Here is a 20,641-nt window from a genome sequence, read left to right on the forward strand (position 1 = left end):
TCACCCGAGATGGGAGCCACGCCAATCAGGGTGCTTCGAGGCCTTCGATCGCCCAGGCGGTCGCCTGCTCGAGTTCCCCGTTCGGGAAGAGCTTCACCTCGCCGGGGATGGACCAGCCCGCGACCGTCACGAGTCGGCGGATGCTGTCCGCGTCCGAGACGACGGCGATGCGGTCGAAGGAACGCGGGTGGGCGAGGCCGAGGACGGCGTCCTGCCAGGCGCCCCCGGCGGTGTAGCCGTCGAAGCGGTCGTCGAGCACGTGGATGACGCGAATCCGCGGGTGCGCCTCCAGTGCCTTCTTCACCGCCGGCGCCGCGACCGTGTCGTAGTCGGCGGACTCGATCTGCCCGATCGCGACGAGGCCGACGACCCCGTCGGGGAGCCCGTCGATCAGCTCGATCATCGTGTGCCTAGCCCGAGAGTCCGGCCGATGCTTCCTTCAGCCCGGCCTTCAGCTCGTCCGCCGAGGCCTTGTCGATCTGGGCGATCGAGGTGCGGATCGAGTTGCTGAGCGCCCCCGCGACCGCGTCGGCCCCGGCATGCGCGTAGATCGCGATGATGCCGGCCGATCCCGGCGGCAGCGCGTCGTCGAGCTTGTCGCCGATACCGGCCTTCACGCGATGGCGAGCGAACTTCCCGGCCAGCCCGCCGACCGCGGCACCGACGACCGTCGAGGCCAGCAGCGGCGGGGCGAAGAGCCCGATGACGAGACCGACGCCGGCCCCGGCCTTGGCTCCTCTGTGACCGAGGTGGTCGCCGGTCTCCTTGACGGTGACCTCGCCGTCGGCGTCCTTGACGACGACGGCCACTCCATCGGTGGTGATCCCGCCGTCGGCCGCGAGCTTGGTGTAGGCGTCGAAGTCCTGCTGCGCAAGGTCCGGGATGAGATAGACCGCGATCAGGACGTCCAGCTGGTCCTTGTCACTCATGATGCTCCTTTCGCCCTGCGTCTCAGGCGCTCGCGGCGTGCGCCGCCAGGGCCTGAGCCGCGTGCTCGTTCAGCGCGTGCCTGTCCTCGTCGGTCAAGTCGGGCGCAACGTCGAAGACGACCTGCTTGATCTTGCCCGTGAAGGCGAACGGCGCCTTGTCGGCATAGCTGCGGTCGACGACCAGGCCGTTGTCGCGACCGATGTCCATGCCGGAGTAGCCCGAGAAGCGGGCCGGCACGGTGTGCTCCATCCGCCCCGTGGCGACCGGCTCGCCGTTGACCAGCAGCGTCACCTCACCGCCGGTCGCGGGTTTCGGCGCGTCGGCCGTGAACACGAGCTCGACCGCGACCTCGCCGGTCGGCAGCGGCAGCTCGGCCGCCTGCGTGTACACGAACACTCCGAGCATCGAGTAGGTGTGCTTGAGCAGCCCGTCCTGCACGAAGAGCGAGAAGCCGCCGAGATGGTCGGCCTCGGCAACGATCACTCCCTCCGCGCCGCCCTCGGGCACGACCAGGTCGGCGCTGATCGTGTAGGAGTGGTTGTAGATCCGTGGAATCATCCCGCTCGGGATGTTCTGGATGTCGCCGCGGAAGACGAACTTCGACACCTCCGGCAGCGGCGGTGTCATGCCGAAGAACGACGTCAGTCCGCCGAGCAGCGGCAACACGTTGTTGCGTCCGGCCTCCGCCCAGAAGAGCTCGGCGAGTTCCTTCGTCTTGTCCGGATGGTCGGCGGCCAGGTTCTTCGACTGGGTGAAGTCGTCGGGCAGGTAGTACAGCTCGACCGGATCGGCGTCGGGATCCCAGCCTGGCCCGAACTTCTTGAGCGCCTCCGGGTCGAACGTCCACGGGATCCGTGGCATCCGCTGGCAGTACAGCCACCCGTCCTTGTACATCGCCCGGTTGCCGAGGATCTCGTAGTACTGCTGCGTGTGGCGCTCCGGCGCGGCCGGGTCCGAGAACGAGTCGGCGAAGGTGACGCCGTCGAACGGCTGCTGCTGCACGCCGTCGACCGAGTCGGGCATCGGGATCCCGGCGAGGTCGAGGACCGTCGCGCCGATGTCGTTCACGTGCGTGTAGTGGCTGCGCAACGCGCCCGCGTCGCTGATGCCGCTCGGCCAATGCACAACGAGCGGGTTCCGCGTGCCGCCGAGATGCGAGGCGACCTGCTTGCCCCAGTCGAACGGCGTGTTGCCGGCCCAGGCCCACCCGGCCGAGTAGTGCGGGGCGAGCTGCTCGCCGCCCCACGCCTCGAGACCACCCTGCTTGAAGAGAAGCCCCATCTGCTGCTCGGGCGTGAGCGGGATCCCGTTCAGGGTCGTCATCTCGTTGAACGTGCCGGTGAGCGTACCCTCCATACTCGCGCCGTTGTCGCCCCAGATCCAGACGATCACGGTGTTGTCCAGCTCGCCCATCTCGTCGATCGCGTCGACGATCCGGCCGATGTTCCAGTCGGCGTTCTCGGAGTATCCGGCGTAGACCTCCATCTGACGGGCGTACAGGCGTTTGTGCGTCTCGTCGAGTGAGTCCCAGGTCGGGAACGCGTCGTTGCGCGGCGGCAGTTCCGCGTCGGCGGGGATGACGCCCAGCGCCTTCTGGCGCGCGAACGTCTGCTCACGCATCACGTCCCAGCCTTCGTCGAACACGCCGCGATACTTGTCCGACCACTTGCGCGGCACGTGGTGCGGTGCGTGGCTGCAGCCGGTCGCGACATAGGCGAACCACGGCGTCGTCGGCTTCTCGGAGCGAACCCGGTGCAGCCAGTCGATCGTCTGGTCGCCGAGGTCGTCCTGCATGTAGTACGGATCGGGGCCCTTCGCCGCGGGGACGCCGATCATCTTCTGGTTCTCGGCGATCAGCGGGTCGTACTGTCCGGCCTCGCCGCCGAGGAAGCCCCAGAAGTAGTCGAATCCGAGCCGGGTCGGCCACCGGTCGAACGGTCCCGAGAACCCCTGCTGGTTGTCCGGGGTCAGATGCCACTTCCCGAAGCCGCCGGTCAGGTAGCCGTTCTCCTGGAGGATGCGCGGGAACGGTGCGCAATCGTGGGGGATGGTCGCGTTGTAGCCGGGGAAGGGGCCGGAGAATTCGCCCACCATGCCGAAGCCGACCCGGTGGTGGTTGCGCCCGGTCAGCAGCGCCGCCCGGGTCGGCGAGCAGAGCGCCGTGACGTGGAAGCGGTTGTACCGCAGCCCGTTGTCGGCGAGCCGGGTGTAGTTGGGCGTCTGGATCGGACCACCGAAGGTACTCGGGTTGCCGAAGCCGGCGTCGTCGATCAGGACGAGGAGCACATTCGGCGCGCCCTCGGGCGGCAGCACGTGGCTCGCCTGGTTCCAGTCCGGCGTGGAGCCGGAGAGTGTCCGCTCGGTCGCGCCGGCGAACGGTGGTCGTCGGATCGGGAGCTGGCTGCGGTTGATTCCTGTCTCCGGCATGGGTCGACGTCCTCTCGTCTCGACGCCCAGGCGTCTACGCCAGGTATCCCTCTCGCCAGCCACGTTAGGTTCAGGGTCCACACCGCCCCTCATCCGCACGGGATGATTGGCCCGTCGCGCTGCTCGGTGAGCCGGCCGGCCGCGACCATGCTGGTCTGCGGCCTGGCCGACCCCCGGATGACGATCGAGATCGAGGCCTACGCCCGCCGCCCCGCCTGGGCTTCGCTCAGCCCGACGGTCTTCAGTACGTCGGGCCAGGACTCGAGGACACCATGCAGGGTTGGGTCCTGAACGGTGGCCAGCGCTTCGGTGTGGGCGTCGGTGATGACGTCGGCGATGCGGACCGGCGTACCCGAGGATGCGGAGCGTACGGCGGCCTCGACCATGGCGACGCTGATGACGTTGGAGTGGACCTCGGACTGCGGGACGGTCGACTCGCGGACCGCGGTGACGAACTCGACCAGCGAGCCGGCGATCTGCTCGGCGTCGTCGACCATGACGGCCGGCAGGGCTTCGCCGGAAGCGAGTTCCGCGACGGGCGGATTGTCCCCGTCCCAGGTCGCCGTACCGCCGGATGCGCTGGCCCGCCAGCGGCCGTTCCAGGACGTCTCCAGACCCGGTGCGCACCAGCTCCCGGTGAAGGCAAAGCGGGTGCCGTCGGCGAAGGTGAACACCGCGTTGGCCGCCGCGTTGCCGTCGAACCAGCTCCAGTCCGGGTTGTACGACTCGCAGTAGACCGACACCGGCTCGGAGCCGATCAGCTTGCGGCTCAGGTCGAACTGGTGGATCGCCATGTCGACCAGCAGCGGCTCGGCCATCCGTTCCCGGAACCCGCTGAAATGCGGTGCTTTGAAGAACTCGCACGACAGCGACCCGATCGTGCCGAGCTCGGCGAGCTGCCGCCCGAACGCGGCGCCGGCCCGGAAGTAGCGGCGGGACTGCGAGACCATCAGCAGCTTCCCGCTCACCTCCGACGCCGCGACCATCGCCAGGCACTCTCGGACGGTCTCGGCCAGCGGCTTCTCGCAGAGCACCGGAAGCCCACGCAGCAAGGCATCCACGCTGACCTTGGGATGCGCGGCCGGCACGGTGACGTCGATGACCGCGTCGGCGTTGCCGGCCAGTTCGTCGATCGAGGCCGCCACCGGCACGTCGCCGTACCCGTGCTCGTCGGCAGCCGCCCGGGCGACGTCCACGTCGAGGTCGACCAGTCCGACGAGGTCGACATCAGGATTGTCGGCAATCGTACGAAGCCACGCGCGGCCCATCCCGCCGGCGCCGACCTGGAGGAGGCGCAAGGGTTCAGGCATCCGCCGGCTCCTCGATCGGGCCCTGGTAGCCGTGGCCGTTGAAGAAGTCGCCGGTCTCGTACCGCAGCAGCGTCGGCACCGCCCGCTCCGGACGGTCGGACTTCGCCCACGCGACGCCGTTCGCGATCACCTTGCGGACGTCCTTGTGGTGGTAGACCGGGAAGTCCTGGTCGCCGGGGGAGAAGTAGAAGATCTTCCCGTGCCCGCGGCGGAACGTGCACCCGGACCGGAACACCTCGCCGCCGGAGAAGGACGACACGAAGATCAGTTCGTCCGGCACCGGGATGTCGAAGAACTCGCCGTACATCTCCTGCTGCTCGATCTCGATCGGATGCGGCACGCCCTGCGCGATCGGGTGCGTCGGGTTCACCGTCCAGACCAGCTCGCGGTCCCGCTCACTGCGCCAGCGCAACGTGCACGACGTACCCATCAGCTTGCCGAAGATCTTCGACCAGTGGCCCGAGTGCAGCACGACGAGACCCATGCCCGACAACACGTGCTGGTACACGCGGTCGACCACCTTGTCCTCAACCTCGCCGTGGGCCGCGTGACCCCACCACACGAGTACGTCGGTCTCCGCCAGCACCTCTTCGGTGAGTCCGTGCTCGGGCTCGTCCAAGGTGGTGGTGGACACAGCAGCTTCCAGATTCTCGCTGATGCCGGCGGCAATGGTGTTGTGCATGCCGTCCGGGTAGATCTCGGCGACATGCGGCTCGACCTGCTCGTGCCGGTTCTCGCCCCAGACGAGTACGCGAATCGTCATCTTCAGTCCTTAGGTTTACTTGACGGCTCCGCCGATGGCACCGGCGGCGATGTACTTCTGCGCGGCGATCAGCAGCACGATGGCCGGGATCGCCGAGAGCACCGCGGTCGCCATCACCGCGTTCCAGTTCTGTACCTGGGTGCCCAGGTACTGGTAGATCCCCAGCGTCACCGGCCGGACGCCGCCCTTGGTGGTCAGCGTCAGCGCGAACAGGAAGTCGCTCCAGGAGAACAGGAAACTGAACAGCCCGGCGGTGATGAGGGAGTTCTTGCTGATCGGCAGCACGATCGCGACGAAGGCCCGGAACAGTCCGGCGCCGTCCACCCGCGCAGCCTCCACCAGCGACGGCGGCAGCGACATCATGAACGAGCGCAGGATCAGGATCGCGAACGGGATGCCACTGCTGCAGTTCGCCACGATCAAACCCGGGATCGAGTTCAGCAGCCCGATCCGCTCGTACGCTGTGTAGAGCGCGTTGGCGATCACGATCCCGGGGATCATCTGTGAGATCAGGATCGCCAGCAGCCCGACCGACACCCACTTCGAGCGGAACTGCGACAGTGCGTACGCACACGGGGTCGCGATCGCGAGACTCAGGACGACCGTCCCGGCGGCGATGATCATGCTGGTGACCAGGTGTCCGCCCTGCTCGTCGAGAGCCCGCTTGTAGCCGGAGAACGTCGGGTGCAACGGCAGGAAGCCCGCGGTCAGGGTGTTGCCGGACGGCTGGAGCGAGGCGTTCAGCATCCAGTACACCGGGAACAGCATCACAGCCAGGATGAGAACACCGATGACGGTGTACGCCGTACGTCGCATGCTGTCCTCCTCACTCGTCGACGGCGCGGCGGGTGCCGCGCAGGTAGAAGATCGCGAACACGAACGAGATCGCGATCAGGATGTTGCTCAGCGCGGCGCCCTCGCCGAACTTGAAGTCGATGAACGACCGCTCGTACGACTGGGTCGCCAGCGTCTGGGTGGCGTTGGCCGGCCCACCGCCGGTGAGGCCCAGGATGATGTCCAGCACCTTGATCGTGTAGACGACGCCGAGCATCAGCAGCACGCTGGCGACCGACCGCAGGTTCGGCCAGGTGATGTACCAGAACGCGCGCCAACCGGTGGCACCGTCCAGCTGCCCGGCCTCGTACAACTCGTCCGGGATCTCGGCGAGACCGGAGTACAGCAGGGTCACGTTGAACGGGATGCCGATCCAGATGTTCACGCCGATCACCGCGATCAGTGCGACCGACGGCGAGTTCAGCCACGGCACCGGATCGTTGACCAGGTGGAGTCCCATCAGCGTGCGGTTCAGGATGCCGCTGTCCTGCTCGAGGATCGACCGCCAGGTCGCACTCGACACGATCAGCGGCAGCAACCAGGGCAGCAGGAGCAGCGATCGCAGCAGGCCGCTGAGTGGGAAGCGACGGTGGAAGAACAGCGCCAGCGCCAACCCGATCGTGAACTGGAAGACGATCGAGCCGATGGTGAACAACGCCGTGTTCACCATCGCCTGCGAAAACAGCTTGTCGTTCACGACCGCGCTGTAGTTCTTCAGCCCGACCCACGGTGCCTGCCCGGTGAAGAACGTCCGCAGGCCGTAGTCCTGCAGGCTCATCACCAGGTTCTTGACCACCGGGTAGCCGAACAGCGCGAGCATCGCCAGCGCCGCCGGCAGCACGAACAGGACCTTGGTCAGGTTCTCGCCCCGGTGGCCCCGGCGCCGGGACCTGCGGGCAGGTTCCGGGCCGGTCACCGTGGAGCCGTCACGCATCAGAGTCGGTGCCTGCGCCATCGCGATCAGCCGCCGGACGCCTGCTTGAAGGCGTCCTGGGGCGAGGCCTTACCGGTCAGTGCCAGCTGGATCGCCTGGTAGATCACCTTCGCCGCCTCCGGCCACTTGTCACCCAGCTTGCCGGTCCGCGAGCGGGCGGTCTTGACCTGCTCGGTGAAGGCCTTCATCGACGGTACGTCCTTGACGTACTGGTCGAGCAGCGCGGTCTTGGTCGGGATCGTGAACCGGGCCTTCGCCCAGTCCAGCTCGTTCTGGTCCGAGTTCAGGCACTTCACGAAGTCCGCGGCCTTCTGCTGCTTGGCCTGGTCCTTGTTCAGCGGAACCGTCCAGGCCTCGCCGCCGAGCGGCGCGACCGGCGTCTGGTCGGGCTTGTTCAGCGGGAACGTGACCACGTCCCACTTGATCTTCGGGTTCTTGTTCAGCGCCGGGATCTGCCACGGGCCGTTCACCATCATCGCGGCCTTCCCGGCGATGAACTGGTCGTTCACGTCGCCCTGCGTCCAGTTGATGACGCTCTTCGACGCCGACCCGGACTGCACCAGATCCACCCACAATTGCAGGGCTTCCGCCACCTGCGGGCTGGTCAGGTCGGTCTCGTCACCGCCGTTGGTCCACATCGCCGGCAGGAACTGCCACGAGCCTTCGTACGTCGCGTTGGCGTTGAACGCCATCCCGTACCGGCCGGGCTTGGTGAGCTTCTTGGCCGCGGCCTTCAGCTCGTCCCAGGTCTTCGGCGGCTGGACGCCGGCCGCGGCCAGCATGTCCTTGTTGTAGAACAACGCGATCGTGTTCGTCACCGGCGCCAGTCCGTAGAGCTTGCCCTGGTACGACGTGGCGTCGACCATGCCCTGGATGACTCCGTCCCCGCTCAGCCCCATGTCGTTCAGGGGCGCCAGCGCTCCGGTCGCGGCGATCTGCTGTACGTCGGGGTTGTCGAGCATCAGGACGTCCGGCAGCGTCTTCGACGAGGCCTGCTGCAGCACCTTCTGGATCAAGGTGTCACCAGGCACCGTCTCCCGCTGAATGGTGACGCCGAGCTGGCTCGCACAGGAGTCGAGGCCCTTCTGGACCAGCGACTTGTCCGGATCGTTGTTGTAGTAGTCCAGGATCGACAGGCTCTTCACCGTGTCGCCGGACGAGGACGACGACGCGTCGCCGCCGTTGTTGCCGCAGGCCACCAGCACGAGCGAAAGACTCGTCGCACCGGCCAGCGCAGCGGTGATCCGCTTGCTGATCATGACATCGGGCTCCTTCGATCAAAGCGCTTAACCACCGGGCTGTGAAAGATCGCCGGTCGCTTGCTCCAAGGGGTGGTAAACCGCTTAACTGAGATGTCTCAGGACTATGTTCCTTGGGTCACACTGTTGTCAAGAGTTCAGAGGGGGCGGGATCCGATGGTGACCATGCGGGACGTTGCCGACCGAGCGGGCGTGTCGATCGCGACCGTGTCCTTCCTGCTGAACGACACCAAGCCGGTGACCGCGGCGACCCGGGCGCGGGTCGAGCAGGCGATGGCCGAGCTCGGCTACCGCCGCAACGCGGTGGCCCGGGCGCTGGCCAGCCGGAAGACGCACATCATCGCGATGGCCTACCCGGCGCTCGAGCACCGGTTCGGGATGTCGACCGCGGAGTTCTTCACCGGCGCGGCCGAAGCGGCCCGCAAGGAGTCGTACCACCTGGTGCTGTGGCCGGTCGGCAACGACGGCGTCGAGTTGCGCGAGCTGCTCGGGCAAGGCCTGGTCGACGGCGTCGTCCTGATGGAGGTCCAGCTGGACGATCCCCGTGTCGACGTCCTGCGCGAGACGGGTACGCCGTTCGCCCTGATCGGCCGGACCACGGAGCTCGAAGGGCTGTCCCACGTGGACATCGACTTCGACACGACGGTCCAGGACGCGATCGGGCACCTGTACGACCTCGGCCACCGGGAGATGGTGCTGGTGTCCGGCGATCTGGCCGACCCGCGCTTCCACGCGTACGGTCCCTGGGTCCGGACCGAGGACGCGTACCGGCGGATCGTCGCCGAGCACGGCCTGCGGACCGTCGTCATGCCGTGCAGTGACACGACGCGCGCCGGCCAGGAAGCGGCCGAACGTCTCATCCGCGAGCATCCCGAGACCACCGCGATCCTGGTCCTGAACGAGTACGCCGCCCTGGGCGTCGTCAGCGGCCTGCGGCGGCTGGGTCGCGACGTACCGGGAGAGTTCTCGGTCCTGCCGCTCCTGATGGTGCCGGAGACCGCGGCCATGAGCGATCCCGAGCTCACCATCATGCGTACGCCGGGCCCGGAGCTCGGCCAGCTCGGCACCGAGGCCCTTCTCCGGCAACTGGAGAACGCCGACCCGCTGCCACCGCAACTGATCCCGGCCAAGCTGATCGCCGGCGCTACGGTCGCAGGTCCCAGAGAGCTGCGATCAAAGGGCGGTGCAGGTCGGCGCGGCGGGCGCAAAGCCCGATCGTAAGGGGATCCAGCGGCGGGTCGGCGGGGAGCTCGACGAGGCGGTGGGCGATCGGGGAGGAGTCGAGGACCAGGCGGGGAACGACGCCGGTGCCGCAGCCGAGCGCTACGAGAGCCAGCAGCGCCTCGTGGCCGTCCGGCTCGGCCGCGATGACCGGCTTCATGCCGGTCTTCCGCAACCAGCGGAACGCCGCTTCGCGAACGAGCCCGCGCGCCGGCACAACGAAAGGCCCCGCGGGGGATGAGACCGAGGTGTGGTCGGGCTGGCGGCGATCGGCGGAGAGGGCGCTGACGAGGACCAGGTCGGTGGTGGCGACCGGGCGAGTGACCAAGGTTTGAGGGAGACGGCGAGGGATGCCGGCGACGGCGGCGTCCACCTCGCCTTCGTCGAGTCGGGCCAGGGCGGCAGCTGCGTCGCCGGTGCGGAGGTCCAGGCGGATCTGGGGATGCGCGGTGCGGAGTGGCGCGAGCAGGTCGGGCAGCAGGGTCTGGCAGGCCGTGACCGTCGCGAAGATCCGGAGCTCACCGACCAGCTCGGTCGACTCGTCCGCTCCTGCCCGGTAGTCGTCCCACAGGGCCAGCGCCTGTTCGGCGTACGCCGTGAAGCGGCGGCCGTCCGCGGTCAGGACGACTCCGCGCGGGCCGCGGTCGAGAAGCCGGGTGCCGGCGCGCGCCTCCAGCCGCTGGATCGTCCTGGTCAGCGTTGCGGCGCTGACGTGGCACTCGAGGCTGGTGCGGCCGTAGTTCAGCGTGCGCGCCAGATGCAGGAACAGCTCCAGCTCACGATGCTCCACGTTTCACCTCCTGCAACGGACCGGTGCAGATGTTGCGCTTGCTGCAACACTTCCGTCCGACCTTAACTGAAAGACATGAGCACCTTGACCTCGTCGGTCTTCACGACCGAGACCATGACCGTGCCGGGCGGGACCGAGACCATCGTCCGAGGTGGGCGTGATCTGTTCCCGTTGTTGCCGCAGGCGCTGCACGGGATACGGCGGATCGGCGTACTGGGCTGGGGTCCGCAGGGCCGGGCCCAGGCCCAGAACCTGCGCGACTCGCTCGCCGGGACCGACGTGGTCGTGTCCGTCGGGCTGCGGCCGGGCTCACGGTCCGCGGACGATGCCCGGGCGCACGGCTTCACCGAGGAGAACGGCACCCTCGGCGACTGGCTGGCGGTCGCGGCCGACTCCGACCTGGTGATCCTGCTCATCGCGGACGCCGCACTCGCAGCCGAACATGCCCAGATCTTCGCGGTGCTGAAGCCCGGCGCGACCATCGGTTTGTCGCACGGCTTCCTGCTCGGGCATCTCAAGGCGATCGGCAGTGACTTCCCCGCCGGGCATCCGGTGATCGCGGTGTGTCCGAAGGGGATGGGCGACTCGGTACGGCGCCTGTACCAGCAGGGCGAGACGATCAACGGTGCCGGGATCAACGCGAGCATCGCGGTCCACGCCGACCCGGACGGCCACGCCACGGATCGCGCGCTGGCCTGGTCGATCGGCCTGGGATCGCCGTACACGTTCGCCACCACGCTGCGGGACGAGTACCTGTCCGACATCGTCGGTGAACGGGCGATCCTGCTCGGCGCGGTGCACGGTCTGGTGGAGGCGCTCTACCGCCACTTCCGGCTCGACGGCGCCGACTCGGTGACGGCGTACGAGCGCTCGACCGAGTCGATCACCGGGCCGATCGCCCGGACGATCTCGGACTCCGGTCTCGCCGCCGTCCGCGCGGCCACTGCCGATCAGGACCTGTTCGACCGCGCCTACAGCACGGCCTACGGGCCGGCCCGTGACCTGGTCGCCGAGATCTACGACGAAGTGGCCGACGGCACCGAACTGCGCAGCGTGATCCTGGCCGAGCGGCGGCTCGCGTCCCGGCCGATGACGGAGATCGGCGGCAGCCCGATGTGGTCGTACGGCGCGGAGGTCCGGGTCCGGCGTGGTTCCGAACCGGCCGGCATCGATCCACTGACCGCGGGGTTGTTCGTGGCGACGATGATGGCGCAGGTCGACGAGTTCGCCGAGCGCGGGCACGCCTGGTCGGAGATCGTGAACGAGTCGATCATCGAGGCGGTCGACTCGCTGCTGCCGTACATGCACGCCCGGGATGTGGCCTACATGGTCGACAACTGCTCCCGCACCGCGCGCCTCGGTACGCGTCGCTGGGGTCCGCGGTTCCAGGCGGCGTACGAACAGATCGTCCTGCCCCGCCTGGACGAGCCCGCCGACTCCACGCGGCTCAAGAGCTTCCTGGACAACCCCGTCCACGACGCCCTCGCCACCGCCGCGCAACTCCGACCCTCGGTGGATATCTCCGTCTAGGTAGTTAGCCCTTGACCCACCGTGGCGATGTGGGTAACTTTCGCGTGCGGGGAAGCATCTGTAATTCAATTACCGATGGGGGTCCGCCATATCCGCCATGGAACTCACCCGACGCCAATCCCTCGGACTCGCGGCGGCCGCAGTCGCCGGGACCACGATCGCGGGTACGACGACCGCACACGCCGGCACCGATCCCTGGGTCCGCGCGACCCTGCGGCGGATGTCGCTGGAGCAGAAGGTCGGCCAGCTGTTCGTCTGCTACGCCTACGGGCCGACGGCGGACACAGCCGACGCGCGCAACACCAGCCTGTACGGCGTCGCGACGCCGGCCGAGGTGGTGCGCAAGTTCCACCTCGGCGGGGTGATCTACTTCGCCTGGACCGACTCGGTGAAAGACCCGCAGCAGATCGCCCGGCTGTCCAACGGACTGCAGGGCGCATCGCTGGCCGACAGTGGCATCCCGCTGCAGATCAGCACCGATCAGGAGTACGGCGTCGTGTTCCGCGTCGGACCGCCCGCGACGCAGTTCCCGGGCGCGATGGCGCTCGGCGCGACCAGGTCGGCGCAGTACGCCCGGCTGGCGGCCGGGATCGGCGGCCGGGAACTGAAGGCGGTCGGGGTCAGCACCGACTTCGCGCCGGTCGCCGACGTCAACGTCAACCCGCTGAACCCGGTGATCGGCGTCCGCTCCTTCTCGTCCGACCCCGGGCTGGTCGCCGAGCTCACCGCCGAGCAGGTCAAGGGCTACCAGCGGGACGGGCGGATCGTCTCGACCCCGAAGCACTTCCCGGGACACGGCGACACCGCGACCGACAGCCACACCGGCATCCCGGTGATCGATCACTCGCTGGAGGAGTGGACGCGGATCGACCGGCCGCCGTTCGAGGCCGCGATCAAGGCCGGCATCGCGGCGATCATGACCGCGCACATCGTGGTCCCGGCGCTCGACCCGTCCGGCGACCCGGCGACGCTGAGCAAGCCGATCCTGACCGGGATCCTGCGTGAGCAACTGCGCTTCGACGGTGTCGTCATCACCGACTCGCTGGGCATGCAGGGCGTCCGGGACAAGTACGGCGACGCCGAGATCCCGCTCCGGGCGATCGAGGCCGGTGTCGACCAGTTGCTGATGCCCGTGGACCCCGGCCTGGCCTACAACTCGGTGCTGTCCGCGGTCCGCGGCGGCCGGATCAGCGAGGCCCGGATCGACCAGAGCGTCGAGCGGATCCTGAAGCTGAAGCTCGAGACCGGAGTCGTCGACCGCCCGTACGTCGACCTGGCCCGCGTCGCCAAGGTTGTCGGCACGGCAGCGAACTACGCCGACGCCCAGCGGATCGCCGACCGCAGCACGACCCTGCTGAAGAACGACGCCGGCAGGCTGCCGCTGTCCCCGGCGCCCCGGAAGGTCCTCGTCGCCGGCTACAGCCCGGCGGCTCTCGGCACTGCGTTGCAGGACCGGGGAGCGACCGCGATCGTCAAGGACACCGGTACGACGCCGACCGACGCGAAGATCGACGACGCGCTGGCGGCCGCCGGGGATGCTGATCTGACCGTCGTCCTGACGAACAAGGCCTGGGACACCGAGGTCACCGACAAGCAGGCGAAGCAGCAGAAGCTCGTCAACGCCCTGCTGGACACCGGCCGACCCGTGATCGTGATCCCCGTCCGCGATCCCTACGACGTCGCGTACTTCCCGGCCGCACGGACCACGCTGGTCACCTACGGCACCGCGGCGGTGTCGATGGAGGCACTGGCCAAGGTGCTGTACGGGGAGATCGCGCCGGCCGGCAAGCTACCGGTGGCGATCCCCGCCCAGCCGGACCCGGCGCAGACCCTGCACCCGTTCGGCCACGGGCTGACCTTCGATCCGCGGCAGACCCGGCTAACCGTTGCCTCGTACAACATTCATGCCGGCGCCGGCGAAGACAACGTGTTCGACCTCGACCGGACCGCCCAGGCGCTGAAGGCCCTCGACGCCGACGTGATCGGGCTGCAGGAGGTCGACGTCCACTGGGACGCCCGCAGCGAGTGGCGCGACACCCTCGCCGAGCTGGCCGCGAAGCTCGGGATGTTCGCCGGGTTCGCCCCGATCTACGACTTCGACCCGCCGGCCGCCGGGCAACCACGCCGGCAGTACGGCGTCGGCGTACTGTCCCGGTTCCCGCTGGTGCGGACCGAGAACCATCCGATCACCAGGCTGTCCACCCAGGACCCGAATCCGGTGCCGGCCCTCGCGCCGGGCTTCCTGGAGGCCGAGATCGATGTCTGCGGCCGCCGGGTGCACGTGTACTGCACGCACCTGGACTACCGCGCGGACCCGTCGGTCCTGGCGCTCCAGGTCGGCGACACGACGAGGATCCTGGCCCGGGATCCGCGCAAGGACCTGCAGATCCTGGTCGGCGACTTCAACGCGGATCCGGCCGCGCCGGAGCTCGCCGGGCTGTGGACCCGGCTCACCGATTCCTGGGCCGTCGCCGAGTCCACCTCCGGCGGTCCGAACACCTATCCGGCGGTCGATCCGGTCAAGCGGATCGACGTCGTCGCCGTCGGCAAGGGCCTGCACGTGCGGCGGTTCGCCGTACCCACAGAGCTTGCCGCCAGTGACCACCGTCCCGTGGTCGCCGACCTGACGTTCCGTCCCTGACATCCCTGCCTGAAGGAGAGATCTGATGAAGCGCCGCAGTTTGCTCGCGGGTGCCGGTGTGCTCGCCGCCGCCCCGCTGATCGACGTACCGGCCGCCCACGCGACGGATCATCGGAAGGTGATGACCGGTGCGATGGTCCTGGCGGACGACGACTGGCGGGCGCTGGCCGGGCAGAAGGTCGGCGTGATCAGCAACCCGACCGGCATCCTGCCCGACCTGTCCCACATCGTCGACACGATGCACGCGTCCGGGAATGTCGACATCGTCGCGGTCTTCGGCCCCGAGCACGGCTTCCGCGGTACGGCGCAAGCCGGCGGATCGGAGCAGGACCACGTCGATCCGCGCACCGGGATCATGGTCTACGACGCGTACGGCGCGAACGCGGACAAGCTGGTGGGCCTCTACACCAAGTCCGGCGTGGAGACCGTCGTCTTCGACATCCAGGACGTCGGGGCGCGGTTCTACACCTACATCTGGACGATGTACGAGGCGATGCTGGCCGCGGTCCGCACCGGCGCGCGCTTCGTCGTACTAGATCGTCCGAACCCCGTCGGCGGGTACGCGCGCGGCCCGATGCTGAAGCCTGGCTACACCTCGGGCGTCGGCAAGGAGGAGATCATCCAGCAGCACGGCATGACGGTTGGTGAGCTGGCCCGGCTGTTCAACGCGGAGTACCTGCCGCTCGACGCGGATGGCGCCCGCTTGCAGGAGCTCCAGGTCATCCCGGTGAAGAACTGGAAGCGCGACCAGTTGTACGACGACACCGGTCTGACCTGGGTGATGCCGAGCCCGAACATGCCAACCCCGGACACCGCTCTGCTCTACCCGGGTCTGTGCCTGTTCGAGGCGACCAACATGTCCGAGGGCCGCGGTACGACGAGGCCGTTCGAGCTGATCGGAGCGCCGTACGTCGACTACAAGTGGGCGGAGGCGCTGCAGACGAAGACGATCCCGGGCGTCGAGTTCCGGGAGGCGTACTTCACGCCGTCGATCAGCAAGAACGCGAACCTGCTCTGCGGCGGCGTCCAGGTGCAGATCACCGATCCGCACCGGGTCGAGGCGATCACCGCGGCCACCCACATGATCGTCGAGGCCCGCAAGCTCTACCCCGACTTCGCCTGGCGCGCCGAGACCCCACCCGGCCGGTGGATCGACCTGCTCACCGGGTCCGACCGGTTCCGCACCATGCTCACCGCCGGCGCCACGGCCGAGGAGATCGTCGCGGCCTGGAAGTCCGAGACCGACGCCTGGACGGCCCGCCGCGCGAAGTACCTTCTCTACAAGGGAGCGCATCAGTGAGAAGACTGGCCGCGCTCACGGTAGCCTCTGCGGTGATGCTGACGATGGCAAGTCCTGCAGTTGCCAATGGCAACAGATCTGGCCGGTTCGACCAGCCGTACGACGGCTATGCACCGAAGGGGACGCTGTTGCGTGACACGACCCCGGCGAAGGCCGGCCTCGACCCCGCGCCGATCGACGCCGCGCTGGCCCAGGTGGACGCCTGGACCCGGCCCAGCGGTACGGCGAAACCCCTCTACGCCGGCGCGGTCACGCTGCTCGGCCACGACGGGAAGATCGTCACCCGCACGGCGACCGGGCTGGCGCTGAAGTACGCCGACGGGCGCGGGACCGAGCTCCCGCCGGACCAGCAGATCCCGATGCGCACCGACACGATCTTCGACATGGCGTCGGTGTCCAAGCTGTTCACCTCGATCGTGGTGATGCAGCTGATCGAGAAGGGCAAGGTCGGCCTGGACACGCCGATCGCCACCTACGTGCCGGAGTTCGCGGCGAACGGTAAGCAGGCCATCACGGTCCGGCAGGCGCTCACCCACACCACCGGATTCCCCGCCTGGCTGCCGCTGTGGAGCACCGGCAAGACGCCGGAGGAGCGGCTCCAGCTCGCGCTCACCGCGAAGCTGCAGAACCCACCCGGCACCACCTACCTGTACAGCGACCTGAACCTGATCTCTCTCGGCGAGGTCGCCCACCGGGTGACCGGCAAGACGCTCGACAAGCTGGTCGCCGACGGCATCACCAAGCCGCTGCAGATGCGCGACACCGGCTACAACCCGGACCCGAAGAAGAAGCCGCGGATCGCCGCGACCGAGTTCCAGACCGCGCCGCCGCGCGGCATGGTGTGGGGTTCGGTCCACGACGAGAACGCCTGGTCGCTCGGCGGCGTCGCCGGGCACGCGGGTGTCTTCAGCACCGCGGACGACCTCGCCGTACTGGCCCAGACGTTCCTGAACGGCGGGAGCTACCGGGGCGCCCGGATCCTCAAGGAATCCTCGGTGACCGCGATGATCACCAACTTCAACCAGGCCTTCCCGGGCAACGACCACGGCCTCGGATTCGAGCTGAACCAGCGCTGGTACATGGGTGGTCTGTCCGGACCGCGCACCGCCGGTCACACCGGCTACACCGGGACCTCGATCGTGATCGACTTCGACTCCCGGTCGTTCGCGATCCTGCTGACCAACCGGGTCCACCCGAGCCGCGACTGGGGCAGCAACAACCCGGCCCGGCGGGCGGTCGTGCAAGGTCTCGCGCTGGCGCTCGGCGTCGGACCGCGGCACGGCAAGGACGCCTGGTTCTCCGGTACGACGGACAACGCGACCACGACCCTCTCGACGAAGGTCGCCGTACCGGCGGATGGTGCCAAGCTGGCGTTCGACCTGTTCGTCGACACCGAGGACACGGACCTGCTGTATCTGGAGACGTCCGCCGACGGGACGACCTGGACGAAGGTCCCGTTCACCGTCCGGGACCGGGGATCGGTGATCGACCATGACGGGTCGATCAGCGGCTCCGGCGATCGGCACTGGCACCAGGTGACGGCCGAACTCGGGGCGGGTGAGCAGACGATCCGGTGGCGTTATACCTCCGATCCGCTGTATCAAGGCCGCGGTGTCTACGTCGACGGTGTGAAGATCACGAGTGGGACTGGTGTTCTTCTCGACGGTGAGCGAACGCCTGAATCATTTACCGCAACAGGTTGGAGACTTTCGCGTCGGTGACCCCACTTCGTGCATAGTCGCCGTACCGTGGCTGTCATGAATTCAACAACCTCTCCAGAACCCACGGGGCCGCTGCTGGTCCGGGTCCGCGCGGTGATGCCCGCGCTGGCGCCGGCCGAGCAGCGGGTGGCGAACGCGGTCCTCGCGGACCCGGGCGGAGTGGCTGCGATGACGATCTCGGAACTGGCCGAGGTGGCGTCCACCTCGGAGACCACGGTCATCCGGTTCTGCAAGCAGATCGGCGTCCCCGGCTATCCGCAGCTCCGCCTGCAATTGGCGGCTCAGTCGGCGCAGGAGAGCATCCGCCCCGAGGTGGGTGGTGACATCGAGCCGGGCGACTCGCTGGCCGATGTGGTCAGCAAGGTCGCCTTCGCCGACGAGCGGGCGGTCCGCGAGACCGCGCAGCAGGTCGACGTCGACGCGCTGGCCAAGGTCGTCGACGCGGTCGTGAAGGCGCCGAGGGTGGACCTGTACGGGTTCGCCGCGAGCGCGTTCGTCGCGCTGGACCTGCAGCAGAAGCTGCACCGGATCCGCCGGGTCGCGTTCGCCTGGTCGGACGTGCACATCGCGCTGACCAGCGCCGCGCTGCTCGGTGAGGGCGATGTCGCGATCGGTATCTCCCACACCGGTACGACGGTCGAGGTCGTCGAGGCGCTCGAGGAGGCGGCCAAGCACGGCGCCACCACAGTCGCGGTGACGAACTTCCCGCGCTCGCCGCTGGCCAAGACGGCCGATCTGGTGCTGACCACGGCCGCCCGGGAGACGACGTACCGGTCCGGGGCGATGGCCTCGCGCATCGCTCAGCTGACCGTGATCGACTGCCTGTTCATCGGGGTCGCCCAGCAGGTGCTGCCGGACGCCCGGAAGGCGCTCGAGGAGACCGCCAGCGCGGTCCGCGGGCACCGGCTCAAGGGCTCAGAGTGACGCCATCTCTCTTTCCGTCAACTATGAACGGAATTGAAAATCCTTCAGTAGGAAACTAACATCGGACTTGTGACCACGCCGACTGAGCAGCGCAACCCCAGGACGCTCGCCATCGATGCGGTGGGCACGACCGAGATCCTCCGGATGGTCAACTCCGAGGACGCTCGGGTGGCCGGTGCGGTCGAGGTCGTGATCCCCGAGCTGGCGCGTGCGGTCGACGCCGGCGTCGAGGCGATCCGCGGCGGCGGCCGGGTGCACTACTTCGGTGCCGGGACGTCCGGGCGCCTGGCGGTCCTGGACGCCGCCGAGCTGCTGCCCACGTTCCATGTGCCCGACGGTCTGGTGGTCGCCCACCACGCCGGTGGCATGGAGGCGCTGCTCCGCGCGGTCGAGAACGTCGAGGACTCCGAGGAGGGCGGCGCCGCCGACGCGGTCACCGTCACCGGCCGGGACCTCGTGATCGGACTCGCCGCCTCCGGGAGTACGCCGTACGTCGCCGGGGCCCTGAAGGCCGCGCGAGCGGTCGGGGCGACCACCGTGCTGGTGACGTCGAACCCGTCCGCCCCGCTCGCGCCGCTGGCCGACATCGTGATCGCCGCGGACACGGGCCCTGAGGTGATCGCCGGGTCGACCCGGCTGAAGGCCGGCACCGCGCAGAAGCTGATCCTGAACGCGTTCTCGACCACGCTGATGATCAAACTCGGCCGCACCTGGTCGAACCTGATGGTCGACCTGGTCGCGACCAACAAGAAACTCCGCGGCCGCATGCTCCGCATCCTCGCCGAAGCCACCGGTGCCGACCCCGACGCCTGCGAATCCGCCCTCGCCGAAGCCGACGGCGAACTCAAGCCGGCCCTGGTCCACCTCCTCACCGGCACCCCCATCCCCGCCGCCCGAGCCGCCCTAGAAGCCGCCCACGGCCGGGTAGCCACAGCCCTAACCGCCTTGGGCGCCCCGGCCTAAACCCACCCTCTCCGCCGCCCAAAGGACACCGCCTTCGGCGGCGACTGTCTGTTGGCGCCTGCGGCGCGGCCGCATCTCGCGCAGTACGGGTGCAGTGGTCTGCGCGAGAGGTTGTGGATCGCGGGTGAAGCGGACACCACCTTCGGCGGCGGCTGTGTGTTGGCGCCTGCGGCGCGGCCGCGTGTCGCGCGCCACGGGTGGTGTGGTTTGCGCGAGGAGACCTGACCAGCGAGGTCGTCTGGCCGCGCGTGCGAAGGTTGTGGGAGGTCGGGCGGCCGAAGTGGACATCACCACTAGCGGCAGCTGTTGGTAGGCGCCTCCGGCGCGGCGGCATCATGTGCGTTGCGCGTGGTGTGGATGTGCGCGGGATAACTGCGGGCAGGTGGGAGGAGACCGGCCTTCGGCGGCGGTTGGTTGTCGGCGTCTGGGGCGCGAACTGCTCGTCCGCATCCGGTGATACGTGCCGGGCGCGGGAGCTACGGGCTGCCCCAGGGGGCTATCGGGCTACGGCGTCTGGGCCGGTCGCGACGGGGCGTTGACGAGTGCCTCGTACAGGTAGAGGTCGCCGTTGGTGCCGGATTGGTGGAATCCGGCGCGGTCGAGGGTTCGCTGGGAGGCGACGTTGTCGCGGGTGGTGTCGGCGATGACTCGGGACAGTCCGTGATCGGCCGCGACGGTCAGTAGGGCGGTGAGTGCCTCGGCTGCATAGCCGTGGCCGCGGGCTGATGGGGCGAGGCCGTAGCCGACCTCGACGCAGCCGTCGTTCGGTTGACCCTTGAAACCGATTCCGCCGATGGCCTTCCCGTCGGCGGTCCGGGTGATCTGGTAGTGCCCGAAAGGGCGTTGGTCCCCATTGGCGGCCGTGGCTGCGAGGAATGCCATGACGCCGAAGACGTCGCCGTCGAACGGATAGTCCTCGGCCCAGGCATCCCCGGCTCCGGCGTGCCGCGCGACGATGCGTTCACCCTCTGCTGCGTCGATGGGGTGCAGGCACAGTCGCGGCGTACGAAGATCGGTCACGGGCACCAGCGAAGCAGCCCTCGACACCCCCGCACAAGCCGATTACGCCACCTCGGAGAGGCCCGACACGGCGC

The 20,641-nt window shown here is 68.6% G+C and carries 17 protein-coding genes; 7 read left to right on the forward strand and 10 right to left on the reverse strand.

Annotated features, from left to right (window positions below; genetic code table 11):
- Positions 1-25: 25 nt before the first annotated feature.
- From OG876_RS18700 to OG876_RS18735, 8 genes are all read right to left on the reverse strand, one after another.
- Positions 26-403 carry an STAS/SEC14 domain-containing protein gene (locus OG876_RS18700; RefSeq protein ID WP_328526147.1) on the reverse strand — a complete coding sequence of 126 codons (378 nt, stop codon included), beginning with the start codon at positions 401-403 and terminating at the stop codon, positions 26-28.
- A 7-nt stretch (positions 404-410) separates the two neighbouring features.
- On the reverse strand, positions 411-929 hold the full coding sequence (locus tag OG876_RS18705; RefSeq protein ID WP_328526148.1) for a DUF1269 domain-containing protein: 519 nt from the start codon (positions 927-929) through the stop codon (positions 411-413).
- Between the two features lie 22 nt (positions 930-951).
- Positions 952-3,357, reverse strand: a complete 2,406-nt coding sequence (locus OG876_RS18710; RefSeq protein ID WP_328526149.1) for an arylsulfatase — start codon at positions 3,355-3,357, stop codon at positions 952-954.
- A 197-nt stretch (positions 3,358-3,554) separates the two neighbouring features.
- Entirely contained in the window at positions 3,555-4,667 is a 1,113-nt protein-coding gene (locus tag OG876_RS18715; RefSeq protein ID WP_328526150.1) for a Gfo/Idh/MocA family protein, read from the reverse strand.
- Positions 4,660-5,430, reverse strand: coding sequence for a ThuA domain-containing protein (locus tag OG876_RS18720; RefSeq protein WP_328526151.1), 771 nt, complete (start codon positions 5,428-5,430; stop codon positions 4,660-4,662). The genes OG876_RS18715 and OG876_RS18720 overlap by 8 nt, the downstream gene beginning before the upstream one ends.
- A gap of 15 nt (positions 5,431-5,445) precedes the next feature.
- A complete protein-coding gene (locus OG876_RS18725; RefSeq protein ID WP_328526152.1) occupies positions 5,446-6,246 on the reverse strand; it encodes a carbohydrate ABC transporter permease in 801 nt (266 codons plus the stop codon).
- A gap of 10 nt (positions 6,247-6,256) precedes the next feature.
- A complete protein-coding gene (locus OG876_RS18730) occupies positions 6,257-7,219 on the reverse strand; it encodes a carbohydrate ABC transporter permease (RefSeq protein WP_328526153.1) in 963 nt (320 codons plus the stop codon).
- 5 nt (positions 7,220-7,224) lie between these two features.
- The gene (locus OG876_RS18735) at positions 7,225-8,457 is read right to left on the reverse strand and encodes a sugar ABC transporter substrate-binding protein (RefSeq protein ID WP_328526154.1); all 1,233 of its coding nucleotides are present in this window, start codon (positions 8,455-8,457) and stop codon (positions 7,225-7,227) included.
- A gap of 165 nt (positions 8,458-8,622) precedes the next feature.
- On the opposite strand from OG876_RS18735, the gene OG876_RS18740 reads away from it, so the two are divergent.
- Positions 8,623-9,678, forward strand: a complete 1,056-nt coding sequence (locus OG876_RS18740; RefSeq protein WP_328526155.1) for a LacI family DNA-binding transcriptional regulator — start codon at positions 8,623-8,625, stop codon at positions 9,676-9,678.
- Here OG876_RS18740 and ilvY read toward each other — a convergent pair.
- Complete coding sequence (ilvY, locus tag OG876_RS18745) at positions 9,602-10,468, reverse strand: HTH-type transcriptional activator IlvY (RefSeq protein ID WP_328526156.1); 867 nt, start codon at positions 10,466-10,468, stop codon at positions 9,602-9,604. The genes OG876_RS18740 and ilvY overlap by 77 nt on opposite strands.
- Before the next feature lie 75 nt (positions 10,469-10,543).
- On the opposite strand from ilvY, the gene OG876_RS18750 reads away from it, so the two are divergent.
- The 6 genes from OG876_RS18750 to murQ all read left to right on the forward strand — a co-directional run bounded on the left by OG876_RS18750 (position 10,544) and on the right by murQ (position 19,547).
- Complete coding sequence (locus OG876_RS18750; RefSeq protein ID WP_328526157.1) at positions 10,544-11,998, forward strand: ketol-acid reductoisomerase; 1,455 nt, start codon at positions 10,544-10,546, stop codon at positions 11,996-11,998.
- A gap of 97 nt (positions 11,999-12,095) precedes the next feature.
- Positions 12,096-14,639 (forward strand): glycoside hydrolase family 3 N-terminal domain-containing protein, encoded by a 2,544-nt coding sequence (locus OG876_RS18755; protein WP_328526158.1) that lies wholly within the window; start codon positions 12,096-12,098, stop codon positions 14,637-14,639.
- A gap of 25 nt (positions 14,640-14,664) precedes the next feature.
- Positions 14,665-15,939 carry an exo-beta-N-acetylmuramidase NamZ family protein gene (locus tag OG876_RS18760; RefSeq protein WP_328526159.1) on the forward strand — a complete coding sequence of 425 codons (1,275 nt, stop codon included), beginning with the start codon at positions 14,665-14,667 and terminating at the stop codon, positions 15,937-15,939.
- A 35-nt stretch (positions 15,940-15,974) separates the two neighbouring features.
- Positions 15,975-17,660, forward strand: coding sequence for a serine hydrolase (locus OG876_RS18765; RefSeq protein WP_328526160.1), 1,686 nt, complete (start codon positions 15,975-15,977; stop codon positions 17,658-17,660).
- Between the two features lie 36 nt (positions 17,661-17,696).
- On the forward strand, positions 17,697-18,584 hold the full coding sequence (locus tag OG876_RS18770) for a MurR/RpiR family transcriptional regulator (RefSeq protein ID WP_328526161.1): 888 nt from the start codon (positions 17,697-17,699) through the stop codon (positions 18,582-18,584).
- 69 nt (positions 18,585-18,653) lie between these two features.
- A complete protein-coding gene (gene murQ, locus OG876_RS18775) occupies positions 18,654-19,547 on the forward strand; it encodes an N-acetylmuramic acid 6-phosphate etherase (RefSeq protein WP_328526162.1) in 894 nt (297 codons plus the stop codon).
- A gap of 504 nt (positions 19,548-20,051) precedes the next feature.
- On the opposite strand, the gene OG876_RS18780 is transcribed toward murQ, so the two are convergent.
- Complete coding sequence (locus OG876_RS18780; RefSeq protein WP_328526163.1) at positions 20,052-20,567, reverse strand: GNAT family N-acetyltransferase; 516 nt, start codon at positions 20,565-20,567, stop codon at positions 20,052-20,054.
- Positions 20,568-20,641 lie beyond the last annotated feature (74 nt).

The sequence above is a fragment of the Kribbella sp. NBC_00359 genome (assembly GCF_036097425.1).
Lineage (GTDB): Bacteria > Actinomycetota > Actinomycetes > Propionibacteriales > Kribbellaceae > Kribbella.

Bases quoted from the DNA above. Each gene is read 5' to 3' on its own strand.
- OG876_RS18705 (WP_328526148.1), bottom strand. From the start codon at position 929: ATGAGTGACAAGGACCAGCTGGACGTCCTGATCGCGGTCTATCTCATC.
- OG876_RS18755 (WP_328526158.1), top strand. From the start codon at position 12,096: ATGGAACTCACCCGACGCCAATCCCTCGGACTCGCGGCGGCCGCAGTC.
- OG876_RS18740 (WP_328526155.1), top strand. From the start codon at position 8,623: ATGCGGGACGTTGCCGACCGAGCGGGCGTGTCGATCGCGACCGTGTCC.
- OG876_RS18725 (WP_328526152.1), bottom strand. From the start codon at position 6,246: ATGCGACGTACGGCGTACACCGTCATCGGTGTTCTCATCCTGGCTGTG.
- OG876_RS18700 (WP_328526147.1), bottom strand. From the start codon at position 403: ATGATCGAGCTGATCGACGGGCTCCCCGACGGGGTCGTCGGCCTCGTC.
- OG876_RS18770 (WP_328526161.1), top strand. From the start codon at position 17,697: ATGAATTCAACAACCTCTCCAGAACCCACGGGGCCGCTGCTGGTCCGG.
- OG876_RS18750 (WP_328526157.1), top strand. From the start codon at position 10,544: ATGAGCACCTTGACCTCGTCGGTCTTCACGACCGAGACCATGACCGTG.
- OG876_RS18710 (WP_328526149.1), bottom strand. From the start codon at position 3,357: ATGCCGGAGACAGGAATCAACCGCAGCCAGCTCCCGATCCGACGACCA.
- OG876_RS18715 (WP_328526150.1), bottom strand. From the start codon at position 4,667: ATGCCTGAACCCTTGCGCCTCCTCCAGGTCGGCGCCGGCGGGATGGGC.
- OG876_RS18720 (WP_328526151.1), bottom strand. From the start codon at position 5,430: ATGACGATTCGCGTACTCGTCTGGGGCGAGAACCGGCACGAGCAGGTC.
- OG876_RS18760 (WP_328526159.1), top strand. From the start codon at position 14,665: ATGAAGCGCCGCAGTTTGCTCGCGGGTGCCGGTGTGCTCGCCGCCGCC.
- OG876_RS18765 (WP_328526160.1), top strand. From the start codon at position 15,975: ATGCTGACGATGGCAAGTCCTGCAGTTGCCAATGGCAACAGATCTGGC.
- OG876_RS18735 (WP_328526154.1), bottom strand. From the start codon at position 8,457: ATGATCAGCAAGCGGATCACCGCTGCGCTGGCCGGTGCGACGAGTCTT.
- OG876_RS18730 (WP_328526153.1), bottom strand. From the start codon at position 7,219: ATGGCGCAGGCACCGACTCTGATGCGTGACGGCTCCACGGTGACCGGC.